Raw genomic sequence first — 22,865 nt, forward strand, 5'->3', positions numbered from 1 at the left:
GCCCCCCTGGGGGTGAATATGAGGAATGACTTGCCGGCCGAGCCGTCGACATGCCGTGGCAGAGACCGCAGTTGCAGTCGGAAGCTGGCAGAAGGATGTAGAGGTATGCGAATTGCCTCCGTGGAGGATGATCCGGATCAGGCCGAACTGATCCGGCAGATATTGAGCGAAGCCGGCTTCGAGTGCGAGTCCTTCGCCAACGGTGCGGACTTTCTGCGCGCGCTGCGCGAGCGCGCCTATGACCTGTTGCTGGTCGACTGGCAATTGCCGGGCACCAGCGGCTATGAGCTGGTCAGCTGGGTGCGGCAGAAGTCCGGCAATATGCCGCCGATCCTGTTCGTCACCAGCCGCACCGCCGAATCCGACATCGTCGACGGCCTCACCGTGGGCGCCGACGACTACATGCTCAAGCCCATCCGCGCCGGCGAGCTGATCGCCCGCGTGCGTTCGCTGCTGCGCCGCGCCTACCCCGAGGCGGCGCAGGAAGTGGAGCTGATACGGCGCGGCAACTACATCGTCGATACCCACGCGCGCACCATCACCGTCGGCGGCGAGCCGGCGCTGCTGTCCCCGCGAGAATATGAGCTGGCCCTGTTCCTGTTCCGCAATACCGGGCGCCTGCTGGCGCGCGAGGTGATGGAGCAGGCCGTCTGGGGCCGCGCCATGGGCGCGGGCTCGCGCACGCTGGATACGCATATCTCGCGGCTGCGCCTCAAGCTGGCGCTGCGCCCCGAGAACGGCGTGCGGCTGACCTCCGTGTACTCGCACGGCTATCGCTTTGAAGAGGCTTCCGCGGCAGATGTGGAGGCGGATGAGGCCGGGGCGGATGCGTAAGGTGATCGGTGGTGCCGCGCTGGCCCTGCTGGCCGGCATGGCGGTTCCGGCGCACGCCGGGCCCGCGGGCGCGGAAGGCGCCGATTTTATCTACCTGGTGGAGCCGGGCGATACGCTGATCGGCCTGGCCTCGCGCTACATGGCGTCCGAGCAGGGGTGGCGCACGCTGCAGCGCCTGAACCGCGTGGCCGATCCGTACCGGCTGGTGCCTGGCTCGCGCCTGCGCATCCCGCTCAGCCAGATTCCCGAGCAGGCCGCGTCGGCGCGTGTGGTCCATGTGGCCGGCGCGGTCCGCGCCAATGGCCGGCCGGTGCAGGCCGGCATGACGCTGGACGAAACCACGCGCATCGAGACCCCCGCGGGCGGCTCGGTCACGCTGGAGTTGCCGGACCGCAGCCGCGTCACGGTGCCGCCGGCCACCACGCTCTCGGTCAGCCGGCTGCGCATGTTCGCGCGCAGCGGCCTGACCGACACCGTGATCCGCATCGAGAAGGGTGCCGCCGATACGCGCGTGGCACCGCAGGGCGGCGGCGTCGGGCGCTTCGAGCTGCATACGCCGATGATGGTGACCGGCGTGCGCGGCACCCGCTACCGGGTCTCGGCCGACACGGCAGGAAGCCGCAGCGAGGTGCTGGAAGGGCGCGTCGGCGTCAGTGCGGCGCGGGGTGCCCACGCCAGGCCGGCAGCAGAGCGTGCCATGACCGCGGCGGCTTCGGTCGGTGCCGGCTATGGCATCGGCGTGTCGGCCGGCGGCAAGCTGTCGCAGCCGGTGGCGCTGCTGCCGGCGCCGGCCCTGCTGCCCCCGGCCGATACCGTGCTGGGCCCGTCCTTCGAGGCCGCCTGGCAGCCGGTGCCGGGCGCCACCGCCTACCGCGTGCTGGTGGCGCGCGATGCGGCGCTGAGCGAACTGGTCTGGACCGGCACCGCCAGTGGCGCCACTGCCACGACCGCGCGCGTCGACGGCCTGCCCGAGGGCACGCTGTACCTGAGCGTCAGTGCCATCGACAAGCACCAGCTGACCGGCCATGACGCCCAGGCACCGGTGTCGGTACGGCTGAACCCGCCGGCGCCGTTCACGCAGCAGCCTGCCGCCGATGCGGTGCGCTATGCCGAAGCCGTCGCCTTCGAATGGGCCACCGTGCCGAGCGCGGCGCGCTACGAACTGGCGCTGGCCGCCGATTCGGCCTTTACGCGCGACGCCGTGGTGCAGGCGGCCTCCGAGCCCGCCGCCACGCAAGCGCTGGTGCCGGGCCGCTGGTGGTGGCGCGTGCGCAGCGTCGATGCGGCGGGCCGGCCGGGCCCGTGGTCGGACGCGGTCCCGTTCAGCGTCGAACCCAAGCCGCCCGTGCCGACCCTGCAGGACGACGGCGGCGCGCTGCATATCGGCTGGCCCGAGGGCAGCGGCGCCGGCGCGGGCTACCGGGTCCAGGTGTCGGCCGATGCCGGCTTTGCCACGCTGCTGGCCGACGAGCACACCACCACCAATGCCATTGACCTGCCGCGCCCCGCGCCCGGCGTCTATTTCATCCGCGTGGCACGTGCGGCGCCGGGGGTGACACCTGACCCGGCGGCGTTCTCCGCGCCGCAGCGCATTGAAGTCAATGCCCTCCTGCGCGACTCGCAGGGCGGCGCAATCGGGTCGGGCGACCGGCCGGACGGTGGTGGCCGCATCCGGCTCAACTGACGCGCCAGGCCCGGCACCGGCCGCGCCGGGGCACGCTTTCGGGCAGCGCACGCTGATCGAATGGTGCCTGCTGCTTGCTGCCGTGCTGGCCCTGGTGGTGCTGGCCGCGCGCCAGGGCTGGGCCGAGCGCGCCGACCTGGCCGCCTACGACATCGCCATCAGCGCCCAGCACCATCCGGCCCGCGACGACATCGTCATCGTCGGCATCGATGACGCCAGCATCACCGCCATCGGCCGCTGGCCGTGGCGCCGCGCGGTGCTGGCGCAGCTGGTCGAGCGCATCGCCGCCGGCCGGCCGCGCGTGATCGGCGTGGACGTGATCCTGTCCGAGCGCGACACCCGCTATCCGCAAGACGACGCCGTGCTGGCCCGCAGCCTGGCCCGGGCCGGCAACGTGGTGCTGCCGGTGGTGGCCGAATCCGGCCCCGCCGGCATGCTGGTGCGCTACCCGCTGGCCGGGCTGGGCGCCGCGGTGGGCCATATCAACATGGTGGTCGATACCGATGGCGTGGCGCGCCAGGTCTATCTGAGCGAAGGGCCCCATCCGGTGGCCGCCGCCGGCGTGCCGCACCTGGCCGCGGTGATGGCGGCGTTCGGTCGCGCCGCCGAGCCGCCCGGCATCGCGCGCCAGGAGCCGGCCCGGATCACCGAAGCCAACGGCTGGGAGCGCAGCGGCCGCCTGCGTATCCCGTATGCCGGCCCGCCCGGCACCTTTGCCCGCGTGTCGGCGCGCGACGTGCTGGATGGCCGCGCCAACCCCGCCATCTTTGCCGGCAAGGCCGTGCTGATCGGCGCGCTCGCCACCGGCATGGGCGACGTGCTGCCGACGCCGGTGTCGCGCGATGGCCGCGGCATGAGCGGGGTGGAGATCCTGGCCAATACCGTGCAGGCGCTGACCGACGGCGATGCCATTGTGGCGGTGCCGCGCGCGTGGCAGGTCGGCGGCACGCTGCTGGCGGTGCTGCTGGCCGCACTGGCCGCGCTGCGCCTGCCCCCGCGCGGCGCGCTGGTGGCCACCGGGCTGCTGCTGGCGGCCCTGCTGGGCGGCTCGCTGTTGCTGCTGGCGCTGGCGCGGCTATGGTTTGCACCCGCCGCCGCGGCGCTGGGCTGCGTGCTGTTCTACCCGCTGTGGAGCTGGTTGCGCCAGGAGGCGGCCCTGCGCTTCCTTACCGACGAACTGGCGCGGCTGGAACGCGAACCCGGCCTGATTGCCGCGCCGCGCCATACCGGCGCCACGCTCGACAGCCGCATGCGCGCCGTCTACAGCATGAGCGCGCAGCTGCGCGGCACGCGCCGCTTCCTGTCCGATGGCCTGGAAAGCCTGCCCGATGCCACCGCGATCTGCGACCTGGATGGCGGCGTGATGCTGGCCAACCGGCGCTGCGTGGCGCTGGCGCCCGCGGTGCTGGACGGCGAGCCCGCTCATGCGCCGGGCGCGGCCGGGCCGCCGCGGGCCGCCATCCGCGCGCTGATCGAGGCAATCTTTCCCGCGCCGGCACCGGCCCTGGCGTACTGGCAGTCGCTGCACGACCGCCACGCCGGCGCCCGCATCGCTCCGGTCCCGGTTCCCGACGGCGGCATCGAGGTGGCCGGGCGCGGCGACCGCCGCTACCTGCTGCATGGCGCGCCGCTGCACGCCGAGGCCGGCGCCGTGGCCGGCCTGATCGTCAGCGTGATCGACATCACCGCGATCCGCATTGCCGAGCGCCAGCGCGAGCAGATGCTGCGCTTCCTGTCGCACGACATGCGCTCGCCGCAGGCATCGATCCTGGCCTTGATCGAGCTGCATGAGCGCCGCGCGCGGCGCGATGGGGCAGCCGCCGGCGACGTCGCCACGGACAGCGGCGTGCTGGCACGCATCGCCGCCCATGCACGCCGCACGATGACGCTGGCCGACGACTTCATCAGCGTGGCGCGCGCGGAGTCGAAGACCCTGGCGTTCATGGAAGTGGAATTGGGTGGCCTGGTGCTGGATGCGACGGACCAGCTCTGGGCACTGGCCAAGGCCCGCGACGTGACGCTGCAGATCGACCTGCCTGACGAGCCCGCGGTGCTGCAGGGTGAACCGACGCTGCTGGCGCGCGCCATCGCCAACCTGGTCAGCAATGCGATCAAGTTCAGCCCGCAAGCGGGGACCGTGACGGTCTCGCTCACGCGTGAGCCGGGCAGCTTTGTCGTTGCCGTGCAGGACCATGGGCCGGGGATTGCCGAGGCGGACCAGGCACGATTGTTCGAACCGTTCGCGCGCTTGCATGAGGGGCAGCAGGGCGCGCCGGAAGGCGCGGGTCTGGGGCTGGTGCTGGTGCGGGCCGTGGCCGAGCGGCATGGCGGCAAGGCCAGCGTGCGCAGTGCGGCTGGGGCGGGGGCGGAGTTCCGTATCGAATTGCCGGTGGCCTGAGCGGCACAGCATCGGCCGCAAGCCATGCTACGGCCGCCGACACAATTGTTGGCAGTCGCCACAGGCGGATTTGCGTAGCATCGTATTGCCGCTGGAGCCGCATCCGGTGGTCTTCGCGCCCACGCCAGCTCCCCCAATGGCCGTAACTGGCGTGGGCGGCTTTTTTGGGTGCCACTTGAACTCAGTACCCACCTTGCCCGGGCACCCACGCGGTCCCGGCAAGCGGCACCTGTGTCATCGCCGCCGCCTCGATGGTCAGTGCAACGAGGTCTTCGGGCTCCAGGTTATGCAGGTGCGACTTGCCGCAGGCACGCGCGATGATCTGCGCTTCCATCGTCATGACCGACAAGTAGTTTGCCAGGCGCCGCCCGGCCTGTACCGGATCCAGGCGAGAAGCCAGTTCCGGATCCTGCGTGGTAATGCCTGCGGGATCCTTGCCCTCATGCCAGTCGTCGTAAGCCCCCGGAACGGTCCCGAGCTTGTGGTACTCGCCGGCATGGCGCGGGTCGTTGTCCCCCAGCGCGACCAGTGCAGCCGTGCCGATGGCAACGGCATCTGCTCCAAGGGCGAGGGCCTTGGCGACGTCCGCGCCGTTGCGAATGCCGCCCGAGACAATCAGCTGAACCTTGCGATGCATGCCCAGGTCCTGAAGCGCCTTCACCGCGGGCCGGATGGCCGCGAGGATGGGGATGCCCACGTGCTCGATGAACACTTCCTGCGTCGCGGCGGTGCCACCCTGCATGCCATCGAGCACCACCACATCGGCGCCGGCTTTGACCGCCAGGGCCACGTCATAGTAGGGGCGGGTGGCGCCAACCTTGACGTAGATGGGTTTCTCCCAGTCGGTAATTTCCCGCAGTTCGAGGATCTTGATCTCGAGGTCGTCGGGGCCGGTCCAGTCCGGATGCCGGCATGCCGAGCGTTGATCGATGCCTTCGGGAAGGCATCGCATCCTTGCCACGCGCGCGCTGATCTTCTGTCCCAGCAGCATGCCGCCGCCACCGGGTTTCGCGCCCTGTCCGATCACGACTTCGATGGCGTCAGCCTTGCGCAGGTCGTCGGGGTTCATGCCGTAGCGTGAGGGCAGGTACTGGTACACCAGCGTCTGCGACTGGCCGCGCTCCTCCGGTGTCATGCCTCCGTCGCCCGTGGTCGTGCTCGTGCCGGCGATGGTGGCGCCGCGTCCCAGTGCCTCCTTGGCCTGGGCGGACAGCGCGCCGAAGCTCATGCCGGCAATGGTGACCGGCGTCTTCAGGTGAATCGGCTTTTTGGCGTAGCGCGTTCCCAGGACGACGTCGGTTCCGCACTTCTCCCGGTAGCCTTCCAGCGGATAGCGGCTGACCGAGGCGCCCAGGAACAGCAAGTCATCGAAATGCGGCAGCTTGCGCTTGGCGCCGCCGCCACGGATATCGTAGATGCCGGTGGCCGCGGCGCGCCGGATTTCGGCCAGGGTAGCCGGGTCGAACGTCGCGGAATAGCGCGGTGGAGTCTGGGTGGAACTTGATGCCAGGTCCTGCAGTTGGGTCGGGGCATTCATATCAATAGGCTCCTGCGTTATCGACATGGAAGTTGTAGAGCGTGCGGGCAGACCCGTACAGCTTGAACGACGACGGGTCGACATCCACATGGCCGGCGCGGTGGAGCAGGCCGGCCAGCACCACGCGTTCGCGCGGGCCCATGGTCTTCTCTTCGCAATCGGCGCCCAGGCTCTTCACCTTGCCACGCACATAGATGGCGGCTTCGTAGAGCGAGTCGCCCAGCGCTTCGCCGGCGTCGCCGAGCACCACCAGGTTGCCCGCTTGCGCCATGAACGCCGAGAAGCTTCCGACGGAACCGCCGACGACGATATCGGCGCCCTTCAGCGAAATCGCGCAACGCAGGCCGGCATCGCCGTCGATCACCAGCAGCCCGCCGTGGGCAGTGGCGCCTGCGGCGTTGGAGGCGAAGCCCTTGACGTGGACCTTGCCGCTCATCATGTTCTCGGCGACGCCGGTTCCGGCGCTGCCGTTGATGGTCACGGTGGCGCCTTGATTCATCCCGGCGGCGTAGTAGCCGGCATGGCCTTCGATGACCACGTCGACAGGCGCATTCAATCCGGCGGCGATCGCGTGCGCGCCGTTCGGGTTGTCGATCTGCACGCGCAAGCCGCCTTGCGCAGGCACGTCCTTGTGCAGGTACTGGTTGACTTCGCGCAGCGGCGTGACCGCGAGGTCAAATTTCACGCTTTCCATACGTACATCTCCTCGGGTGCTGGTTCGAAAACATGGGCGTGCCTGACGCCGGGCAGGTGGGCCAGCGAGCGGAATTCCGACGCGATGGCGACGTAGTCGTCGCTTTCGGCCACTACCGCGGGCTTGCAGGCGAAGGGGTCGCGGATCAGCGCCAGTTCCGTGGGCGTTCCCATCAGGAAGGTGTAGAAGCCATCCAGGACATCAAAGCCTGCCTGCAGCGCCTGCTCTAGCGTGTCGCCTTCGCGCAGCCGCCATTCCAGGAAACGCGTTGCCGCCTCGGTGTCGTTGTCGGTGTCGAAGTGGATGCCATGGGGCGCCAGCATGCGCCGGATGCCGTTGGGATTCGACAGGGAGCCGTTATGCACCAGGCAAAAGTCCTCGCCGGCGGTGAACGGGTGTGCGCGATCGGGCGTGACGGCAGATTCGGTGGCCATGCGGGTATGGCCGACGAGGTGGCTGCCCTGGAGTTCGGCGAAGCGGTAACGGGCTGCCACTTCAGCCGGGGTGCCGATGTCCTTGTAGAGGTCGATGCTGCGGCCCGTCGAGAACACATGCAGCTTGGGGTCGTTCGCGGCGATCCAGTCCTTGACGCGCTCTGGCTCGCCGCGGAAGGTCACGATGCCATGGTTTCCCTGTGCCTGCACGGTTGCGTGCACGTCGAGGGCCGCATTCAATGCGTCGGCCAGGCGATTCCAGTCATAGCGTTCGCCGTCATCGGTGTAGCCGGCATAGACGCTGATCTTCCTGTGGCGTTCTTCCACAGGCGCCGAGAACACCGCCAATCCCGCTGAATCCGGGCCACGCTCGGTCATGCCGATCAGCATGGGCACCATCAGCTCGCCAAGCTTTTCCCGCAGCGAAGATGTCTTGACTAACAATGCAACAATTCCGCACATAGCGTGATTCCTTCTTCAAAAGAATTCCAGGTACTGCTTCACTTCCCAGTCCGAGACATGCCGTTGATATTCGAGCCACTCCATGCGCTTGAGCTTCAGGAACTCTTGCGCAACGGGTCCCAGTGCCTCGGTTATCAGCGCATCGGCTTCGAGGGCATCCAGCGCGCTGCCAAGGTTCTGGGGTAGCAGGCCGATGCCGGCTTCGGCCAGCTGCGCCTCGCTCCACTCATAGAGATTGGTGTTGCGCGGTGCGCCGGGATCGAGCTTCCGGTCGATGCCGTCAAGCCCCGCCGCAATCACGGCCGCTGTGGCGAGATACGGGTTGGCGGCGCCATCGGGCAGCCGCAGTTCCAGCCGGCCCTTGGGGATGCGGATCATGCTCGAGCGATTGTTGTCGCCATAGCTGATATACGCGGGAGCCCAGGTGGCGCCGGTGAGGGAACGGCCCACCACGAGCCGCTTGTAGGAATTGACGGTGGGCGCGCAAAGCGCCGTGAGCGCCGGCGCATGGGCCAGCAGCCCGCCAAGGAAGTGATAGGCCAGCTGGGACAGGTCCAGCCCGCGCGGGTCGCTCTTGTCAGCAAACAGGTTGCGCTGGCCATCGCCGATCGACATGTGCATATGCATGCCGTTGCCGGGGCGGTTTGCAAACGGCTTCGGCATGAAGGAGCACACCATGCCCAGCTCGTTGGCGATTTCCGATGCCGCCATCTTGAAGAAGATGAAATGGTCGCAAGACGTCAGGCAGTCGGTGAAGGTGTAATTCAGTTCGAATTGCCCGTTGGCGTCTTCATGGTCGATCTGGTAGACATCGATTCCCGCGGCGCGCAGTCCGTTGGACAGACGCTCCAGGAAAGTACGCGTGCGCGACAGCCCCTTGTAGTCGTAGCAAGGCTTGGCCAGCGTATCGCTCGGGTCGCACGGACCGATGCCGCCTTTGTCGTCACGGCGCAGCAGCGAAAACTCAGGCTCGAGGCCGGTATAAAGCGTGTAGCCACCTTGCGAGAGCCTGGCGATCTGCCGCTTCAGGACGACCCGGCTGTCGTACTGCCATGGCGCACCATCGACATGCCCTTCGCATACGATCCGGGCCAGGCCCGGCTGCCATGGCACCAGCCCGATGGTGTCGAGATCCCCGCGAGCCATGAAGTCCGGGCCATGCGGTTCAATGCCGACGCCCCAGATGGCAAAGCCGGCAAAGCCCGCACCCTCTGCCAGGACCGAGCCAAGATGCGCCACTGGCACCGATTTGGCCTTGGCGACGCCGTGGATATCGACGAACTGCGCGAGGACGTAGCTGACGCCGCGCGCCAGCAGATAGTCTTGAGCGTCTTCGACGGTGTTGAACCGCGGAGCCGGGGTCAGCGCCCCGGCTGGCGCCGCAAGATGCGCACTCAACTCTGACTTCATGGATCGGCTCCTTCCGACTTTGGAATGCGCCTCGCAGCGCCAGGCGCATGACTTGCTCGCTGGGATGCAAATCTGCGATGATTCCTGTGGAGCAACAAATGTGCCCATCAGGAATCATCCTCCTGGTGCGTCAATGACTGAGAGACCCACATGAAGACCCATGCCGAGCCCCCTTTTGAAGCCCACGTGCCCCACATTGAGGAATCGGTGGGCATGGTCATTCGCGAACTGCGGCTGCGGGAAAGGCTGACGATTGCCCAGGTCGCGGAACAGGCAGGCCTGAGCCGCGGGATGCTGTCGAAGATCGAGACCGGCAGCACCATGGCCGGCATGGATACGCTTGCCCGTATCGCCCGCGCGCTGGGCGTGCCAATGGCGGTGCTGTTCAGCAAGTACGATGGCGCGTCGGCTGCCGCGCAGCATGTCAGGCATGGAGCGGGGATGGAGGTGGTGCGGCGCGGCACCAGGAGCGGTCATACCTATCATCTGCTGGCCTATGACCAGGGCCCCGTGAAAGCCTTTGAGCCGTTCCTGATCACGATCGAGGACGACACCGAGCGCTACCCGACCTTCCAGCACCCCGGCACCGAATTCCTGTACATGCTGGAGGGCGTGGTCGAGTATCGCTGCGGACAGCAAACCTATACGCTCGAACCCGGCGATGCCCTGACCTTCGCCGGCGAGATACCGCATGGCCCGGTAGGCCTGACCAGGTGTCCGATCAGGTTCCTGTCCATCACCATCTATCCGCGACAAGGGGAGTGATGGTGCCCTGCGACCCGGATCGGCAGCACTGCAAACGCGGGGCTCAGGACACCGCGCCGAGACCGTACTTGCCAGTCAGCAGCGCACCATTGCGGAAGCGCTCCAGGGAATAGGGGGCGATGTCAATCTCGGTCTCGATGCCCAGCGCTGCCTGGGCCAGCACGCGTCCGACCGCGGGAGCCAGCTTGAAGCCGTGGCCCGAGAAGCCGTAACCCACCACGAGACCCGGTACCTCGGGCAGACACCCGAGCACCGGGTTCCAGTCGGGCGTCACGTCGTAGACGCCGGTCCAGGACGAAGCAATCCCGGCGTCCGCATAGGTGGGGAAGCGCTCGGCGACTTGCGCGCCGACTTCGACCATGTAATTCATGCTGATGTCGCCTTGCTCGTTGTCCGGCGACGACAGCGTCTCACCGACGGTGCCCTCGCTGACCAGCATCTGCCTGCCGCCGTAACTGCGGCAATACAGCATGCCGGGAGAGCCGAGGTCCTTGTACACCGGCATCTGGAACGTATAGGGCGATGCCGCTTCCAGTGCCAGCACGGCATGGCGCTCGGGGACGACCGGGCTGGCGATGCCGGTCCAGCGCTCGATTTCGGTCGCCCAGATATTCTGGGTGCTGATGACGGTGCCGGCGAGGAAGGTTCCTCGCGAGGTTTCAACGCCGGCGACTTTGCCGCCGTCGAGCAACAACCGTTCGACTCCGACGCCTTCGAGGATCCTGACCCCGAGGCGGCGTGCCGCCCGCGCAAAGCCGGTGGCGACCAGGTAAGCGTCGGCAAAGCCGGCTTCCGGCTCGTAGCCGATCAGCGCAGCGTCGTCGAAGCGGGCAATCGGAAGCAGGCTTTGCGCTTCCTTTGCATCGAGCAACCGCACTTCGATCCCCTGTGCCTGCTGGGCTTCCAGCGAGGCACGCAGCGGGGACAGCCTGGGACCATCCGGCGCGGCGATCAGGTAGCCGCACTTGACCATGCCCGCGGAGGCCTCTTCGTCGCCCAGGTAAGCGGCAAAGTCGTTGAACACCTGCCACGACGCTTGCGCCAGCCGGACGTTCTCGATGACCGAGTAGTGCGTCCGCAGAATGCCGCTGGATTGGGAGGTGGTTCCTGTACCGATCTGCATGCGCTCGAGCACGAGCACGTTAGTGCAGCCCTGGCGGGCGAGATGGCAGGCGACGGAACTGCCGATCACGCCGGCTCCGATAACGATCGCGTCGTAGCTTTGCATGGAGATTTCCTGGTGGGATCAGAACTGGATGCAAGCCTAGGAGCGACGGCAGCCCCGGAGCCTTAGTTGAAGAGATATTTATAGAAAAATTTAGATTTGCTTAAGTTATAGTGGCCGACACCGCTCCCTGTTGCAGGCAAGCACATGGCCAAGTCCGCTCCGATGCCCTCCGCGATTTCCCCGACCCGGCGCCGCGCGCGCGTGCCCGACCTGCACGCGCTACAGGTCTTTATGGCTGTCTGTGAATCCGGTTCCATGGCCCTTGCCGCACAAGGGCTCGGCGTCAGCCAAAGCGCGGTCAGCCAGATGATCCGCTCACTCGAAGTCGAATACGGGATCCAGCTGTTCGACAGGGAAGTGCGGCCTGCCAGGCCCACGCGCGCAGGGAACATCCTGCTGGAGATGGCGGACCGCCTGCTGGCCGAGGCCCGGCATGTGGATGAGGAGTTGCGCAAGCGCGTGCGGCTGGACCACGCCCAGATACGGCTCGGTTGTGTGGACTCCTTTGCAGCGACGTTGGGGCCGGCGTTGATTCGCGGGCTGTCAGGGTCTGCCAGGCAAATGCAGCTATGGTCTGGCCTGACCCCGGGCCTGAATGCCCAGCTGCTGGGCCGGGAGCTGGACCTGGCGATCTGCACCGAAGTGCCGGTAGCCGAAGCACGCATTGCCCAGCGACTTCTGTTTTCCGAAAGCTGGGTGGCCGTATTTCCCAAAGGCAGCCATGTAATGCCGTTGTCCAAGGCGCAAGACCTCGCCGACCGTGTCGGCGATCTGCCGCTGATCCGGTACACGCAGCGCTCGGTCATCGGCCAGCAAGTCGAGCGATACCTGCGCCACATCGGCGTGGAAGCGGCACGTCGATTCGAGTTCGATGCGACCGATCCGCTGCTGAGCCTGGTGGCTGCGGGACTTGGGTGGGCCGTCAGCACGCCCCTTTGCCTCTGGCAATCGCGGGTGTGGCTGGATCAGGTCGAGCTGGTGCCGATCCCGCCATCGCGGCTGGGCCAGCGCGATTTTTACCTGCTTTGCCGAATGGCGGAATGGTCCGACCTTGCCGAAGACATTGCCCGGATCACGCGGACGGTGCTCACGCGGGAGCTCGTCCCCGCGATACGCGCCATGCTGCCTGGGTTGCCGGCGGATGCGATCAGCGCTGGCACGGCGCAGTCTCCCTCATTCCCTACGCCCTGAACGTCAGGACAAAGCGCGTCCGCCCCCCCTCCGACTCCACTCCAATGCCCCCGCCATGCGCAGCCACAATCGCCTGCGTGATCGCCAGACCCAGCCCCAGCCCCGCACCATCGGACTCGGGCCGCGCCCGCGACTTGTCCGCGCGGAAGAACCGGTCAAACAGCGAGGGCAGCAGTTCAGGCCGGATGGTCTCGCCTTCGTTCTCGACGACCACCGTCACCCGTTCGGCAGCGGGCAAGATCTCCACCACAATGCCCTTGCCCGCCGGCGTATGCCGCAGCGCATTCGACAGCAGGTTGCTCAGCGCCCGCCGCAGCATCAGCCGGTCTCCGGTGATGCGGCCACTGCCGCGCACGGCCATGCGCACACCCTTGTCCTCAGCCAACGCATCGTAGAAATCGAACAGCGCAGCGACCTCATCAGCGACCTCGATCGGCTCGGCGTTCGGCAGGGTGATGCCGTGCTCCATCTTCGCCAGGTAGAGCATGTCCGACACCATGCGCGACAGCCGCTGCAGCTCTTCCACGTTGGACGCCAGCACGTCGCGGTACTTGTCCGCATCGCGCGGCTGCGACAGCACCACCTGGGTTTGCGTCATCAGGTTGGTGATCGGCGTGCGCAGCTCGTGCGCCAGGTCCGATGAGAACTCCGACAGGCGCGCGAAATCGCGCTGCAGGCGTTCCAGCATGGCGTTGAGCGTCGCGGCCAGGTCGGCCATTTCCACCGGCACGGCATCGACCGGCATGCGCTCGTCGAGCTTGTGCGCGGTGACAGTGCGCGCGCGCGAGGCCATGGTGCGCAATGGCGAGAGCCCGCGGCGCGCGGCCCACCAGCCCAGCAGCCCGCTCGCCAGCGCGGCCAGCGCGGCGTAGAAGGCCAGCGACTGGCGGAAGGCGTGCATGAAGTGGGCATGCAGTGCCGTGTCCATGCCGACCACGACCTGCAGCGGCCCCGGCTGTCCGGGCGGCACCTGCGCCAGCGCACGCATGCCGCGGTAGGTCTGGCCACCCTGTTCCCAGGTGAAGGCATGCCGCTGCGCCGGCAGTTGCGCGGCGGCGGCCAGGGCCATGCCGAAATCGAAGTCCTGCGTGGCATACAGGCGCTTGCCGTCCGCGGCGCGCACCTCGGCGACGAAGCCGGCATGGTGTTCCAGCACCGGGCCCAGTCGTTGCGCCAGCGACGCCGCCGGGCCTTCGGCCGCGATCTTCTGGATCAGCCGCACGTTGTCGCCCAGCACGGCGTAGTCCTCGTCGGCGAAATGATTGTCGATCGCCAGCCAGATCAGCACGCCCAGCCCCAGCAGCACCGCGGCCGACGACAGCGAGAACAGGATGGTGAGCCGTGCCGTCAGCGACATCCGGACCTTCATTCAGCGTTCTCCGCTGCCTCGGGGGCTTCCAGCACATAGCCCATGCCGCGCACGGTCTGGATCAGCTTGGGCTCGAACTCATCGTCGATCTTCGCGCGCAGGCGCCGGATGGCGACGTCGATGACATTGCTGTCGCTGTCGAAGTTCATGTCCCACACCTGCGAGGCGATCAAGGAGCGCGGCAGCACTTCGCCGCGGCGGCGCGCCAGCAGTTCCAGCAAGGCGAATTCCTTGCTGGTCAGCGTGATGCGGCGCCCGGCGCGCGTGGCCCGGCGGCGGCCCAGGTCCAGCACCAGGTCGGCCACCTGGATGCGGTCCAGCGCCATCTGCGCCGTGCCCCGGCGCAGCAGCGTGCGCACCCGCGCGAGCAACTCGGAAAAGGCGAAGGGCTTGACCAGGTAGTCGTCCGCACCCAGCTCCAGCCCCTTGACGCGGTCGGCCACGCTGTCGCGCGCGGTCAGGAACAGCACCGGCACGGCGATCTCCGCCGCGCGCAGCGCCTGCACGATGCGCCAGCCATCTACGTCCGGCAGCATCACGTCCAGGATGACCAGGTCATAGGGCTCGGTCATCGCCAGATGCTGGCCGTCCAGCCCGTTGGCCACCAGGTCGACGACAAAGCCCGCCTCGGTCAGCCCCTGGCGCAGGTATTCGCCGGTCTTGGACTCGTCCTCCACCACTAGCAGTTTCACAGCACTTTCCTTGATCGATCGGCCCTTTGGGCAGGGTCCGGCAACTCTACGCCGGCAACGCGGGCGCCAACATGACCGGAAGATTACCGCAATGTCATGTTCCGGTCAGACGTGCGTAGGGTGGCCTTGGCTACGCTTGGCATGCTTTCTACCAGGACTGATGACATGCGACGCCACCCCAGTACCCGCCTTGTGCTGCCCGATTTACCCCGCCGCCGCTTCGTGCAAGGGCTGGTTGCCGGCGGCGTGGTGGCCAGCCTTGCTGGCGTCGGCGGCAGCGCGTGGGCGCAGCATGTGGGCCAGCGCGCCGGGCAGGCTGCCCCGGCCGGCTCCGGCTCGGCGCCGGTCCTGCGCGGCACCGAGTTCGACCTGGTGATCGGCGAGTCGCTGGTCAACTTTACCGGCAAGCCGGCCATTGCCACCACCATCAACGGCATGCTGCCCGGCCCGACGCTGCGCTGGCGCGAGGGCGACACGGTCACCATCCGCGTGACCAACCGCCTGCGCGAGGCCACTTCGATCCACTGGCACGGCATCATCCTGCCGTTTGAGATGGACGGCGTGCCGGGCATCAGCTTTGCCGGCATCCCGCCCGGCCAGACCTTCACCTACCGCTTCAAGGTCGCGCAGACCGGCAGCTACTGGTACCACTCGCATTCGGGCTTCCAGGAAATGACCGGTGTGTACGGCGGCATCGTCATCGATCCGGCCACGGGCCAGGAAAGTGTGCGGGCCGACCGCGACCACACCGTGCTGCTGTCGGACTGGACCGACGAAGATCCGATGCGGGTGCTGACCAAGCTCAAGGTCCAGGGCGACTACTACAACTACAACCAGCCGACCGTGGTCGACTTCTTCCGCGACGTCTCGCGCGACGGGCTGAAGCAGGCGCTGGACAAGCGCAGCATGTGGAACCAGATGCGGATGAGCCCGACCGACCTGGCCGACCTGTCCAGCGCCACGCTCACGCACCTGGCCAACGGCGTCACGCCGGCCGGCAACTGGACTGGGCTGTTCCGGCGTGGCGAGACCGTGCGCCTGCGCTTTATCAACGGCTCGGGCAACACCTTCTATGACGTGCGCATCCCCGGGCTGAAGCTGCGGGTGGTGCAGGTCGACGGCCAGGATATCGAACCGGTCACGGTCGATGAATTCCGCTTCGGCCCCGGCGAGACCTGCGATGCGATTGTCGAACCGCGCGACGACGCTTACACGCTGTTCGCGCAATCGATGGACCGTACCGGCTATGCGCGCGGCACGCTGGCGGTCAGGGAAGGGCTGGCGGCGCCGGTGCCCGCGCTAGACCGGGCCGAATGGCTGACCATGACCGACATGATGGGCGCGATGACGGGCAACGGCGGGCATGGCGGTCATGCGGGACACGGCGGCATGCAGCACGGCGCCACGCCGATGCAGGGCATGGACCACGCCGGCATGGACCACAGCCAGCACGCCATGGCCGCCGCCGACCCGCTCAAGGTCCCCAGCAAGACCGCCCGCCACGCCCGCACCGAATACGGTCCGGGCACCGACATGCGCGTCGACATGGCCCGCACCAACCTGGACGATCCCGGCATCGGCCTGCGCAACAACGGCAGGCGCGTGCTGACCCTGGCCGACCAGCACACCATCGGCGGCGCCATGGATGCGCGCGGCCCCGGGCGCGAGGTCGAGCTGCACCTGACCGGCAATATGGAGCGCTACACCTGGTCCTTCGACGGCGTCGAGTTCGGCAAGTCGACGCCGATCCACTTCAAGCACGGCGAACGGCTGCGCGTGATCCTGCACAACGACACCATGATGACCCACCCCATGCACCTGCATGGCATGTGGAGCGAGCTGGAAACGCCGGACGGCAGCTTCCAGGCGCGGCGCCACACCATCCCGGTGCAGCCGGCGCAGCGCATCAGCTTCCTGGTCACCGCCGATGCGCTGGGACGCTGGGCCTGGCATTGCCACCTGATGCTGCATATGGATGCGGGCATGTTCCGCGAAGTGGTGGTGGCGTGATGGTTCAACCTGAATTCGCAATCTCCATGCACAGGCACAAGAAGACGATACTGGCCGTGGCGCTGGCCTTGACCGCAATCGGCGCAGCCCAGGCGCAGGACCCGCATGCCGGCCATGCGCACCAGCACGATGCCCCGGCCGCCATGCAGGGCATGGACCATGGGCAGATGCAGGGCATGGAGCAGGACGGGATCCAGACCATGGACGGTGGCGGTGCGCCGACGCCGGACACGCAGGGCATGGCCGCCCCTGCCATGGACCACGGCGACATGAAGATGCAGGGCGGCAGCGCGCCGCCCGACGCCCGCGATCCGCATGCCTATTCCGGCGGCTACCAGCTGGGCGTCGGCAAGTACGCGCTGGGCGACAAACGCCAGCTGGTGATGGCCGACGAGCACCTGTTCGCCTCGGTGCTGGTCGACCGCCTGGAGTGGGCCCACGCCAATGGCAGCAATGCCGCCGCCTATGAAGCGCAGGCGTGGTTCGGCAACAGCTACGACAAGCTGGTGCTCAAGGCCGAGGGCGAAGCGTCGAAGGGCAAGCTGCACGAGGCCCGCACCGAGCTGCTGTGGGGACACGCCGTGGCCAGCTACTGGGATACGCAACTGGGCCTGCGCAACGACACCGGCAGCGGGCGCCCGGCGCGCAACTGGCTGGCGTTCGGGGTGCAGGGGCTGGCGCCGTACTGGTTCGAGGTCGATGCCACTGCCTATGTCGGCACCAGCGGCCGCACCGCGCTGCGGCTGTCCGCCGAATACGAATTGCTGCTGACGCAGCGCCTGATCCTGCAACCACGCATCGAAGCCAACCTCTATGGCAAGAACGACCCGGAGGTGGGCATCGGCAGCGGCTTGTCCAACGGCACCGTGGGGCTGCGGCTGCGCTATGAGTTCAGCCGGCAGTTCGCGCCGTATATCGGCGTGGAGCGCTACCAGACCTTCGGCAATACCGCCGACATGATCCGGACCTCTGGCGGCAAGGCGGGCGAAACGCGTTTCGTCGCCGGTGTCCGGGTCTGGTTCTGACACCACAACTTCATCATCCCCAAGCGGAGACAACCATGCATGCCAATCGCCCCCTGATCCAGACCCTGCTTGCCGCAACCGCCGCGCTGGCCAGCAGCATCGCCTTCGCGCACCCGAAGCTGGTGTCGTCCACGCCGGCGGACAAGGCCGAGGTGGCCGCGCCGCAGAAGATCGAACTGCAGTTCTCCGAGAGCCTGGTCACCCAGTTTTCCGGCGCCAACCTGGTGATGACCGGCATGCCGGGCATGGCTGACCATGCGCCGATGAAAATGGCCGTGAAAGTCTCCGGCAGCGACGACCCCAAGACCATGGTGATCACGCCCACGCAGCCGCTGCCGCCGGGCAGCTATCGGGTGGACTGGCGGGCGGTGTCGTCCGATACCCATCCCGTCAACGGCAAGATTGCCTTCACGGTGAAGTGATTGCAGCAGCCGGACTGGGTGGCCGCCGGGCTGCGCCTGGCGCTCTATTTCGACCTGGCCTTGCTGTTCGGGCTGCCGCTGTTCTGCACCTATGCGCTGCATCGGGGGGAACGGGCCTCACGCTTTGCAAAGCGTTGCCAGGCGCTTGCGCTGGGCTGCGCCATCGCCGGCATCGGGCTTTCGCTGGCTGCCCTTGTGGTGATGGCGCTGGCCATGACAGGGGAGTCCGACTACGCCGCGTTGCAGGCCCACGTCTTCGCCATGATCGTCACAGGGACGGATTTCGGGCTGGCGTGGTCGGTGCGCCTGGCGGCCCTGCTGCTGTTTGTGCTGGCCTGCGTGTCCTGGCGCAGGCGGCCGGGCGCGCGCTTCACTGCGCTGGCCGGGTTCGGCGGGATTGCGCTGGCGACGCTGGCCTGGGGCGGCCACGGCGCGATGCATGAGGGCGCCTTGCGCTATCTCCACCTGAGCGCCGACGTGGCGCACCTGCTGGCCGCCGGCGCCTGGGTCGGCGCGTTGGCCGCGTTCGTGCTGCTGTCGCTGGCGCGGCCGGTATCGGACCGGGCGGCGGTGGTGCTGCTGAGCCGCACCTCGAACGGGTTTGCCCGTATCGGCACCATCATTGTTGCCACGCTGCTGCTGACCGGCGCGCTCAACTACTGGTTCATCGTGGGCCCGGCGCTGCCGGATCTTGCGCCGATGTCCTATGGCGGGCTGCTTGTCGCAAAACTCGCGCTGTTCGTGGCGATGCTTGGCCTGGCTGCCGCGAACCGCTTCCGCCTGAGCCCGCGGCTGGCGTTGGCGGTGCAGGCCGGGGAGCATCGGGCGGCGACGCTGGCGTTGCGGCGCAGCCTGCTGCTGGAGGCGTGTGCCGCCGCGCTGGTGATGGCCCTGGTAGCCATGCTGGGGATGCTGTCTCCGGCGCCGCCGTGAGTCCCGCGGCCATCAGACATAAGCAATCAGACGCCCGGCGCAGATCACCAGCGACCACGTCACCATCGAGACAATGGCGCTGACGCGCGCGCCGGCCGGCGGCGCGACGCCGCTGTCCCAGCCCGGTTGCCCGGCATGCAGGCTGCGATAGGGACCGAAGTGGAACCACAGCACATTGGCCAGCGCCAGTGCAATCAGGCACAGCTTGGCCAGGAACGCGGGATTGGCGGCCAGCTCATCGGCATGGGCCAGGAACAGCAGCACGCCGCTGGCCGCGACCGCAATGAAGGCGCCGACGGTGAAGGGCAGCGCATGGCGCAACAGCAGGCTCACCGGCAGCCGCCGGCCGAGCCCGGCCAGGCGCATGTCGACCACGAAGATGGAGCCGAACAGCAGCGCCATGCCGGTCAGGTGGACGATCTCTACCGCGGGATAGGCCCAGGCCGAACTGCGCAGGGCCATCGGGAACGGCAGCCGCGCCAGCGCGCCGGCCCATTCCGTCCATTGCGCGAACAGCACCGACATGCGGCGCGCGCCCGCTCAGCGCAACTCGACGGTCTTGCCGTCCACGGTGATGCGCTCGGCGCGCAGCTCGTCGGCCTTTTCCTTGCTGGCGTAGCCGACCAGCGTGACCTCGCGCCCCACGGCCACCTTGTCGGCGGTGGCGCCGCGCGCCTCCATCCGCGACACGGGTGCCAGCACGGCCAGCCAGCGCTTGCCGCCGGCATCGATGCGGATATGCGCGTGGGGGTTCTCGTAGTGGCTCTCGACGATCTTGCCGGTCAGCGTCAGCGGCTTGGTCTCGTCGTAGGTGGACCAGCCGTGATGGGCAATGGCCGGCACGGCCGCCAGTGCCAGCGCGGCGCTGGCGGCAAAGAGGGCGGGGCGGAACAGGGCGCGGAAGCTGGGCATGGGTGGTCTCCGGTCAGGACAGGTGCAGTATAGGCGCCGATCCCGGCCGCGGCAGGGAGACTTATGCGCGGCACGAGTCGGCGCGCTGCACCAGCCGGTGCAGGCTAGGACTCATGGGCTTGAGCGCGGCGCGTTCGGCCGTGAGCGCGATCGCCAGGTTGCTGCGGCGGCCGCGCAGCGCCGCCTCGAGCAGGGTCAGGCTGACGATGTCGCGCTGTGCATGGCTGCCGCCGAAGCGGTGGGCGATCAGGCGCACCGGCATCAACAGGTCGATGGCGGTGCTGTAATCGCCCTGGTCGAACGCGATCAGGGCATCGGCCACCGGCAGCCCCACATCGCGCGACATCATGGCATTGGTGCCGTTGCCCAGGGCGGCGCGCTCCAGCGCGGCGCGGACCTGGTCGGCGGCAGCGGGCCGGTGCGCGCCCAGGCTGGCCATCACGGCATGGACATCGTTGAAGGCGTAGTAGCCGGCCGCGCCGCGGCCGAGCCAGTCGTCCGCCACCGGCTGCCAGCGCCGGCCCACGTCCACGCCGCGCAGGTGCAGCCGCCACAGCAGCGCGGAGGCATCCACCAGGTCCAGCGCGATCGCCGGCGCGGGGCGCTTGATATAGCGGTCGTACAGCGCCAGCACCTCGTCGGTCCTGCCCGCTTCCAGCTGGAACAATGCCAGGTGCCACCAGTTGTGCACGGCCAGCATATTGTCGTCGGACCAGTCGTCGCGGCGCCCGTCCAGCCAGGCGATACCGTCGTCCAGCCGGCCCTGCATCTCCATCACGTGCGCCACCGCGTGCACGGCCCACGGGTCGCGCGGATTGAGCTCGAGCGCGCGCCGGCCGCTTTCCTCGGCGCGCTCGTAGAGCTGGGTTTCTTCCAGGCCGAAGGCATGCATGCCGAGCAGGTAGCCGTAGCCCGGCATGCCGGCATCCCAGTGCGGCAGCGCCTGCGCCACGCGGTCGCGCAGCATCGATGACTGCCCCAGCAGGAAGTCGCCGAGATGCGCGGTCTGGATCGCCAGCAGGTCGCGTGGATAGTCGATCACGATATCGCCGTAGAGCCGGACCGAGCGCTCGAACTCGCCGTCCAGCCAGGCCCGTGCCGCGGCGATGTGGCGGCGCTCGCGGTCGTTGGCGCGGGCGTGCCGGGCTTCGCCGGCTTCGACGCTCTGGCGCAGCATGGGCTCGGCCATGCCGTCGCCAGAGGTGACCATCAGCGCGGCGCGCAGCGCGTGGCCCATGGCGAAGTCGGGGTCGGCGGCCAGCGCCGTGTCGATGGCGGCGAGCGGGTCGCCGTAGTAGCCGTTCAGCAGTTGCAGGGCGGTCTCATACTGCTCGACCGAGCGGGCGTTCTGGGTCGAGACCGGAAGGTCCCGTGAATCCGTGAGTGCCATGGCAATCTCCGTGCGCCCGCGGCAGCGGGGCTGTCACGAACCATCGTAGACGGCAAAACGCCCCGTGTAACGGATGCGGCGGGGTGCGCCGCACCATGCCTGCCGCAAGGCGCACGGCCGGGGTGCGTTGTGCGCTATATGCCGCTGCCGCCATATCGTTGCCGTGTGTCGGTTAAACTGCCGCATCCCCAATCACGACCTCACGACCAGGTTTCCCATGAAAACACTTGCGCTTTTCCTCGGCACCCTGACCTTGGCCTGCGCCGCCTCCGCTGCCGCCCCGGCCGCCTCGGCCCCGGCCGCACCCGCTGCGGCGCCGCAGACGCTGGCGTCGGGCATGACCATCCAGCACCTGATCAAGGGCAATGGCGCCTCGCCCAAGGCCACCGACTCGGTGCAGGTCCACTACCGCGGCACGCTGGCCGACGGCACCGAGTTTGACAGCTCGTACAAGCGCGGCCAGCCGATCTCGTTCCCGCTCAACCGCGTGATCCCGTGCTGGACCGAAGGGGTGCAGGCGATGCAGGTGGGCGGCAAGGCCAAGCTGACCTGCCCGCCGGCCACGGCCTACGGCGCGCGCGGCGTGCCGGGCACGATTCCGCCGAACGCCACGCTTACCTTCGAGGTGGTGCTGCTGGGGATCGGCGGCTAAGACCCCGCGTCAGCGCGGCGCCTGCGGCTGCGCGGGCGCAGGCGTGCCCGCCGGCGCCTCCGCGGCGGGTGCTGCGGCCGTGCCGCCGTCGTCGTCTTCGTCGTAGTCCGGCAGCGACGTGTTCTCTCCCAGCAGGTAGCGGCGCCGCTGCAGGTAGGCATCGCGCACAAAGGCGTACTTGTCCAGCGCCGCCAGCTTCAGCAGGTCGGTGGCGCCCAGCAGGTTGGTGCGCACGTCCACCACGTTCATCCCGAACAGCGAATTGCGCACCGCCGGCTCGGCATAGGTGGTCGGGTCGAACTGGAAATTCACATACAGGCCCACGCCGTCGCGGAATGAGCTGGGGCCGAACAGCGGCAGCACCAGGTAGGGTCCCGACGGCACGCCCCACGTGCCCAGCGTCAGGCCGAAATCCTGCGAATGCTTCTGCAGCCCGGCGGGCGTGGCGATGTCGATCAGTCCGCCGATACCCAGCACGGAATTGATCGCGACCCGCATGAAGCTCTCCGCTGCCTCAACGCCCTTGCCCTGCAGCAGGTTGTTGGCAAAGTTGCCGATGTCCGCGATGTTCGAATAGAAATTGGTGACCGCGGTGCGCACCGGCTCCGGCGTGACCGCCTTGTAGCCCTTGGCCACCGGCACGGCCACGTACTGGTCGAGCTTGTCGTTGACGGTGAAGACCGCGCGGTTCATCGGCTCGAGCGGATCGTCGGGACTGGCTTGCGGGCCGGTGGCGCAGCCGGCGAGCAGGGCGGCGGCAATGGCGGTGGTGGCAACGGATGTAGCGCGCTGGCGTAAAGGCATTGTACGAAGGGGGTCGGGG

21 protein-coding genes are annotated in these 22,865 nt (G+C 68.2%); 10 read left to right on the top strand and 11 right to left on the bottom strand.

Features of this window, described 5'->3' with window-relative positions:
* The first annotated feature begins 105 nt into the window (after positions 1-105).
* Genes AC3WRI_RS22810 through AC3WRI_RS22820 form a run of 3 tightly spaced genes read left to right on the top strand, consistent with a single transcriptional unit; the run spans position 106 to position 4,916 of the window.
* Positions 106-834 (top strand): response regulator transcription factor, encoded by a 729-nt coding sequence (locus tag AC3WRI_RS22810; RefSeq protein WP_011617707.1) that lies wholly within the window; start codon positions 106-108, stop codon positions 832-834.
* On the top strand, positions 827-2,518 hold the full coding sequence (locus tag AC3WRI_RS22815) for a FecR domain-containing protein (protein WP_492294134.1): 1,692 nt from the start codon (positions 827-829) through the stop codon (positions 2,516-2,518). Before AC3WRI_RS22810 ends, AC3WRI_RS22815 begins: the two co-directional genes overlap by 8 nt.
* The gene (locus AC3WRI_RS22820; RefSeq protein ID WP_492294136.1) at positions 2,493-4,916 is read left to right on the top strand and encodes a CHASE2 domain-containing protein; all 2,424 of its coding nucleotides are present in this window, start codon (positions 2,493-2,495) and stop codon (positions 4,914-4,916) included. Before AC3WRI_RS22815 ends, AC3WRI_RS22820 begins: the two co-directional genes overlap by 26 nt.
* 181 nt (positions 4,917-5,097) lie before the next feature.
* Here AC3WRI_RS22820 and AC3WRI_RS22825 read toward each other — a convergent pair whose 3' ends face one another.
* From AC3WRI_RS22825 to glnT, 4 genes are read right to left on the bottom strand one after another with little or no spacing between them, the layout of a single operon-like run.
* A complete protein-coding gene (locus AC3WRI_RS22825) occupies positions 5,098-6,453 on the bottom strand; it encodes an FMN-binding glutamate synthase family protein (protein WP_010810942.1) in 1,356 nt (451 codons plus the stop codon).
* A 1-nt stretch (position 6,454) separates the two neighbouring features.
* Complete coding sequence (locus AC3WRI_RS22830) at positions 6,455-7,147, bottom strand: GltB/FmdC/FwdC-like GXGXG domain-containing protein (protein WP_010810943.1); 693 nt, start codon at positions 7,145-7,147, stop codon at positions 6,455-6,457.
* Positions 7,135-8,043 carry a class II glutamine amidotransferase domain-containing protein gene (locus tag AC3WRI_RS22835; protein ID WP_492294138.1) on the bottom strand — a complete coding sequence of 303 codons (909 nt, stop codon included), beginning with the start codon at positions 8,041-8,043 and terminating at the stop codon, positions 7,135-7,137. Before AC3WRI_RS22835 ends, AC3WRI_RS22830 begins: the two co-directional genes overlap by 13 nt.
* 15 nt (positions 8,044-8,058) lie before the next feature.
* On the bottom strand, positions 8,059-9,453 hold the full coding sequence (gene glnT / locus AC3WRI_RS22840) for a type III glutamate--ammonia ligase (RefSeq protein ID WP_492294139.1): 1,395 nt from the start codon (positions 9,451-9,453) through the stop codon (positions 8,059-8,061).
* 150 nt (positions 9,454-9,603) lie between these two features.
* Between glnT and AC3WRI_RS22845 the strand changes: the two genes are divergently transcribed.
* Entirely contained in the window at positions 9,604-10,218 is a 615-nt protein-coding gene (locus tag AC3WRI_RS22845; protein ID WP_492294141.1) for a helix-turn-helix domain-containing protein, read from the top strand.
* Between the two features lie 43 nt (positions 10,219-10,261).
* On the opposite strand, the gene AC3WRI_RS22850 is transcribed toward AC3WRI_RS22845, so the two are convergent.
* Positions 10,262-11,446 carry an NAD(P)/FAD-dependent oxidoreductase gene (locus tag AC3WRI_RS22850; protein ID WP_011617700.1) on the bottom strand — a complete coding sequence of 395 codons (1,185 nt, stop codon included), beginning with the start codon at positions 11,444-11,446 and terminating at the stop codon, positions 10,262-10,264.
* Between the two features lie 144 nt (positions 11,447-11,590).
* On the opposite strand from AC3WRI_RS22850, the gene AC3WRI_RS22855 reads away from it, so the two are divergent.
* Complete coding sequence (locus AC3WRI_RS22855; protein ID WP_492294143.1) at positions 11,591-12,637, top strand: LysR family transcriptional regulator; 1,047 nt, start codon at positions 11,591-11,593, stop codon at positions 12,635-12,637.
* Here the strand turns inward: AC3WRI_RS22855 and AC3WRI_RS22860 are convergent.
* Positions 12,627-14,006, bottom strand: coding sequence for a heavy metal sensor histidine kinase (locus AC3WRI_RS22860; protein WP_492294145.1), 1,380 nt, complete (start codon positions 14,004-14,006; stop codon positions 12,627-12,629). The two genes, AC3WRI_RS22855 and AC3WRI_RS22860, sit on opposite strands and share 11 nt — an antisense overlap.
* Positions 14,003-14,698 carry a heavy metal response regulator transcription factor gene (locus AC3WRI_RS22865; protein WP_010810950.1) on the bottom strand — a complete coding sequence of 232 codons (696 nt, stop codon included), beginning with the start codon at positions 14,696-14,698 and terminating at the stop codon, positions 14,003-14,005. Before AC3WRI_RS22865 ends, AC3WRI_RS22860 begins: the two co-directional genes overlap by 4 nt.
* Before the next feature lie 165 nt (positions 14,699-14,863).
* Here AC3WRI_RS22865 and AC3WRI_RS22870 point away from each other — a divergent pair, with 165 nt between their 5' ends.
* From AC3WRI_RS22870 to copD, 4 genes are read left to right on the top strand one after another with little or no spacing between them, the layout of a single operon-like run.
* Positions 14,864-16,708: a copper resistance system multicopper oxidase gene (locus AC3WRI_RS22870; protein WP_492294147.1), complete on the top strand. Its 1,845-nt coding sequence runs from the start codon at positions 14,864-14,866 to the stop codon at positions 16,706-16,708.
* 26 nt (positions 16,709-16,734) lie between these two features.
* On the top strand, positions 16,735-17,733 hold the full coding sequence (locus AC3WRI_RS22875; protein WP_010810952.1) for a copper resistance protein B: 999 nt from the start codon (positions 16,735-16,737) through the stop codon (positions 17,731-17,733).
* 35 nt (positions 17,734-17,768) lie between these two features.
* Positions 17,769-18,155 carry a copper homeostasis periplasmic binding protein CopC gene (gene copC / locus AC3WRI_RS22880; RefSeq protein WP_010810953.1) on the top strand — a complete coding sequence of 129 codons (387 nt, stop codon included), beginning with the start codon at positions 17,769-17,771 and terminating at the stop codon, positions 18,153-18,155.
* Entirely contained in the window at positions 18,156-19,088 is a 933-nt protein-coding gene (gene copD, locus AC3WRI_RS22885; RefSeq protein ID WP_010810954.1) for a copper homeostasis membrane protein CopD, read from the top strand. It abuts the gene before it with no gap.
* A 12-nt stretch (positions 19,089-19,100) separates the two neighbouring features.
* Here copD and AC3WRI_RS22890 read toward each other — a convergent pair whose 3' ends face one another.
* The 3 genes from AC3WRI_RS22890 to AC3WRI_RS22900 all read right to left on the bottom strand — a co-directional run bounded on the left by AC3WRI_RS22890 (position 19,101) and on the right by AC3WRI_RS22900 (position 21,390).
* The gene (locus AC3WRI_RS22890) at positions 19,101-19,613 is read right to left on the bottom strand and encodes a DUF6644 family protein (protein ID WP_058696613.1); all 513 of its coding nucleotides are present in this window, start codon (positions 19,611-19,613) and stop codon (positions 19,101-19,103) included.
* Between the two features lie 15 nt (positions 19,614-19,628).
* Positions 19,629-20,000 (bottom strand): DUF6152 family protein, encoded by a 372-nt coding sequence (locus AC3WRI_RS22895; protein ID WP_070940799.1) that lies wholly within the window; start codon positions 19,998-20,000, stop codon positions 19,629-19,631.
* A 61-nt stretch (positions 20,001-20,061) separates the two neighbouring features.
* Positions 20,062-21,390 carry a tetratricopeptide repeat protein gene (locus AC3WRI_RS22900; protein WP_011617693.1) on the bottom strand — a complete coding sequence of 443 codons (1,329 nt, stop codon included), beginning with the start codon at positions 21,388-21,390 and terminating at the stop codon, positions 20,062-20,064.
* Positions 21,391-21,607: 217 nt separating this feature from the next.
* Here AC3WRI_RS22900 and AC3WRI_RS22905 point away from each other — a divergent pair, with 217 nt between their 5' ends.
* Positions 21,608-22,042: an FKBP-type peptidyl-prolyl cis-trans isomerase gene (locus AC3WRI_RS22905; RefSeq protein ID WP_010810958.1), complete on the top strand. Its 435-nt coding sequence runs from the start codon at positions 21,608-21,610 to the stop codon at positions 22,040-22,042.
* Positions 22,043-22,051: 9 nt separating this feature from the next.
* Here AC3WRI_RS22905 and AC3WRI_RS22910 read toward each other — a convergent pair whose 3' ends face one another.
* Positions 22,052-22,846 carry an MlaA family lipoprotein gene (locus AC3WRI_RS22910; protein ID WP_010810959.1) on the bottom strand — a complete coding sequence of 265 codons (795 nt, stop codon included), beginning with the start codon at positions 22,844-22,846 and terminating at the stop codon, positions 22,052-22,054.
* Positions 22,847-22,865: the final 19 nt, after the last annotated feature.

It is taken from the genome of Cupriavidus sp. FW305-27 (genome assembly GCF_058787995.1).

Coding starts and splice junctions, on each gene's coding strand:
- AC3WRI_RS22810 (WP_011617707.1), top strand. CDS start 106: ATGCGAATTGCCTCCGTGGAGGATGATCCGGATCAGGCCGAACTGATC.
- AC3WRI_RS22815 (WP_492294134.1), top strand. CDS start 827: ATGCGTAAGGTGATCGGTGGTGCCGCGCTGGCCCTGCTGGCCGGCATG.
- AC3WRI_RS22825 (WP_010810942.1), bottom strand. CDS start 6,453: ATGAATGCCCCGACCCAACTGCAGGACCTGGCATCAAGTTCCACCCAG.
- AC3WRI_RS22830 (WP_010810943.1), bottom strand. CDS start 7,147: ATGGAAAGCGTGAAATTTGACCTCGCGGTCACGCCGCTGCGCGAAGTC.
- AC3WRI_RS22835 (WP_492294138.1), bottom strand. CDS start 8,043: ATGTGCGGAATTGTTGCATTGTTAGTCAAGACATCTTCGCTGCGGGAA.
- glnT (WP_492294139.1), bottom strand. CDS start 9,453: ATGAAGTCAGAGTTGAGTGCGCATCTTGCGGCGCCAGCCGGGGCGCTG.
- AC3WRI_RS22845 (WP_492294141.1), top strand. CDS start 9,604: ATGAAGACCCATGCCGAGCCCCCTTTTGAAGCCCACGTGCCCCACATT.
- AC3WRI_RS22850 (WP_011617700.1), bottom strand. CDS start 11,446: ATGCAAAGCTACGACGCGATCGTTATCGGAGCCGGCGTGATCGGCAGT.
- AC3WRI_RS22855 (WP_492294143.1), top strand. CDS start 11,591: ATGGCCAAGTCCGCTCCGATGCCCTCCGCGATTTCCCCGACCCGGCGC.
- AC3WRI_RS22860 (WP_492294145.1), bottom strand. CDS start 14,006: ATGAAGGTCCGGATGTCGCTGACGGCACGGCTCACCATCCTGTTCTCG.
- AC3WRI_RS22870 (WP_492294147.1), top strand. CDS start 14,864: ATGCGACGCCACCCCAGTACCCGCCTTGTGCTGCCCGATTTACCCCGC.
- AC3WRI_RS22875 (WP_010810952.1), top strand. CDS start 16,735: ATGCACAGGCACAAGAAGACGATACTGGCCGTGGCGCTGGCCTTGACC.
- copC (WP_010810953.1), top strand. CDS start 17,769: ATGCATGCCAATCGCCCCCTGATCCAGACCCTGCTTGCCGCAACCGCC.
- AC3WRI_RS22890 (WP_058696613.1), bottom strand. CDS start 19,613: ATGTCGGTGCTGTTCGCGCAATGGACGGAATGGGCCGGCGCGCTGGCG.
- AC3WRI_RS22895 (WP_070940799.1), bottom strand. CDS start 20,000: ATGCCCAGCTTCCGCGCCCTGTTCCGCCCCGCCCTCTTTGCCGCCAGC.
- AC3WRI_RS22900 (WP_011617693.1), bottom strand. CDS start 21,390: ATGGCACTCACGGATTCACGGGACCTTCCGGTCTCGACCCAGAACGCC.
- AC3WRI_RS22905 (WP_010810958.1), top strand. CDS start 21,608: ATGAAAACACTTGCGCTTTTCCTCGGCACCCTGACCTTGGCCTGCGCC.
- AC3WRI_RS22910 (WP_010810959.1), bottom strand. CDS start 22,846: ATGCCTTTACGCCAGCGCGCTACATCCGTTGCCACCACCGCCATTGCC.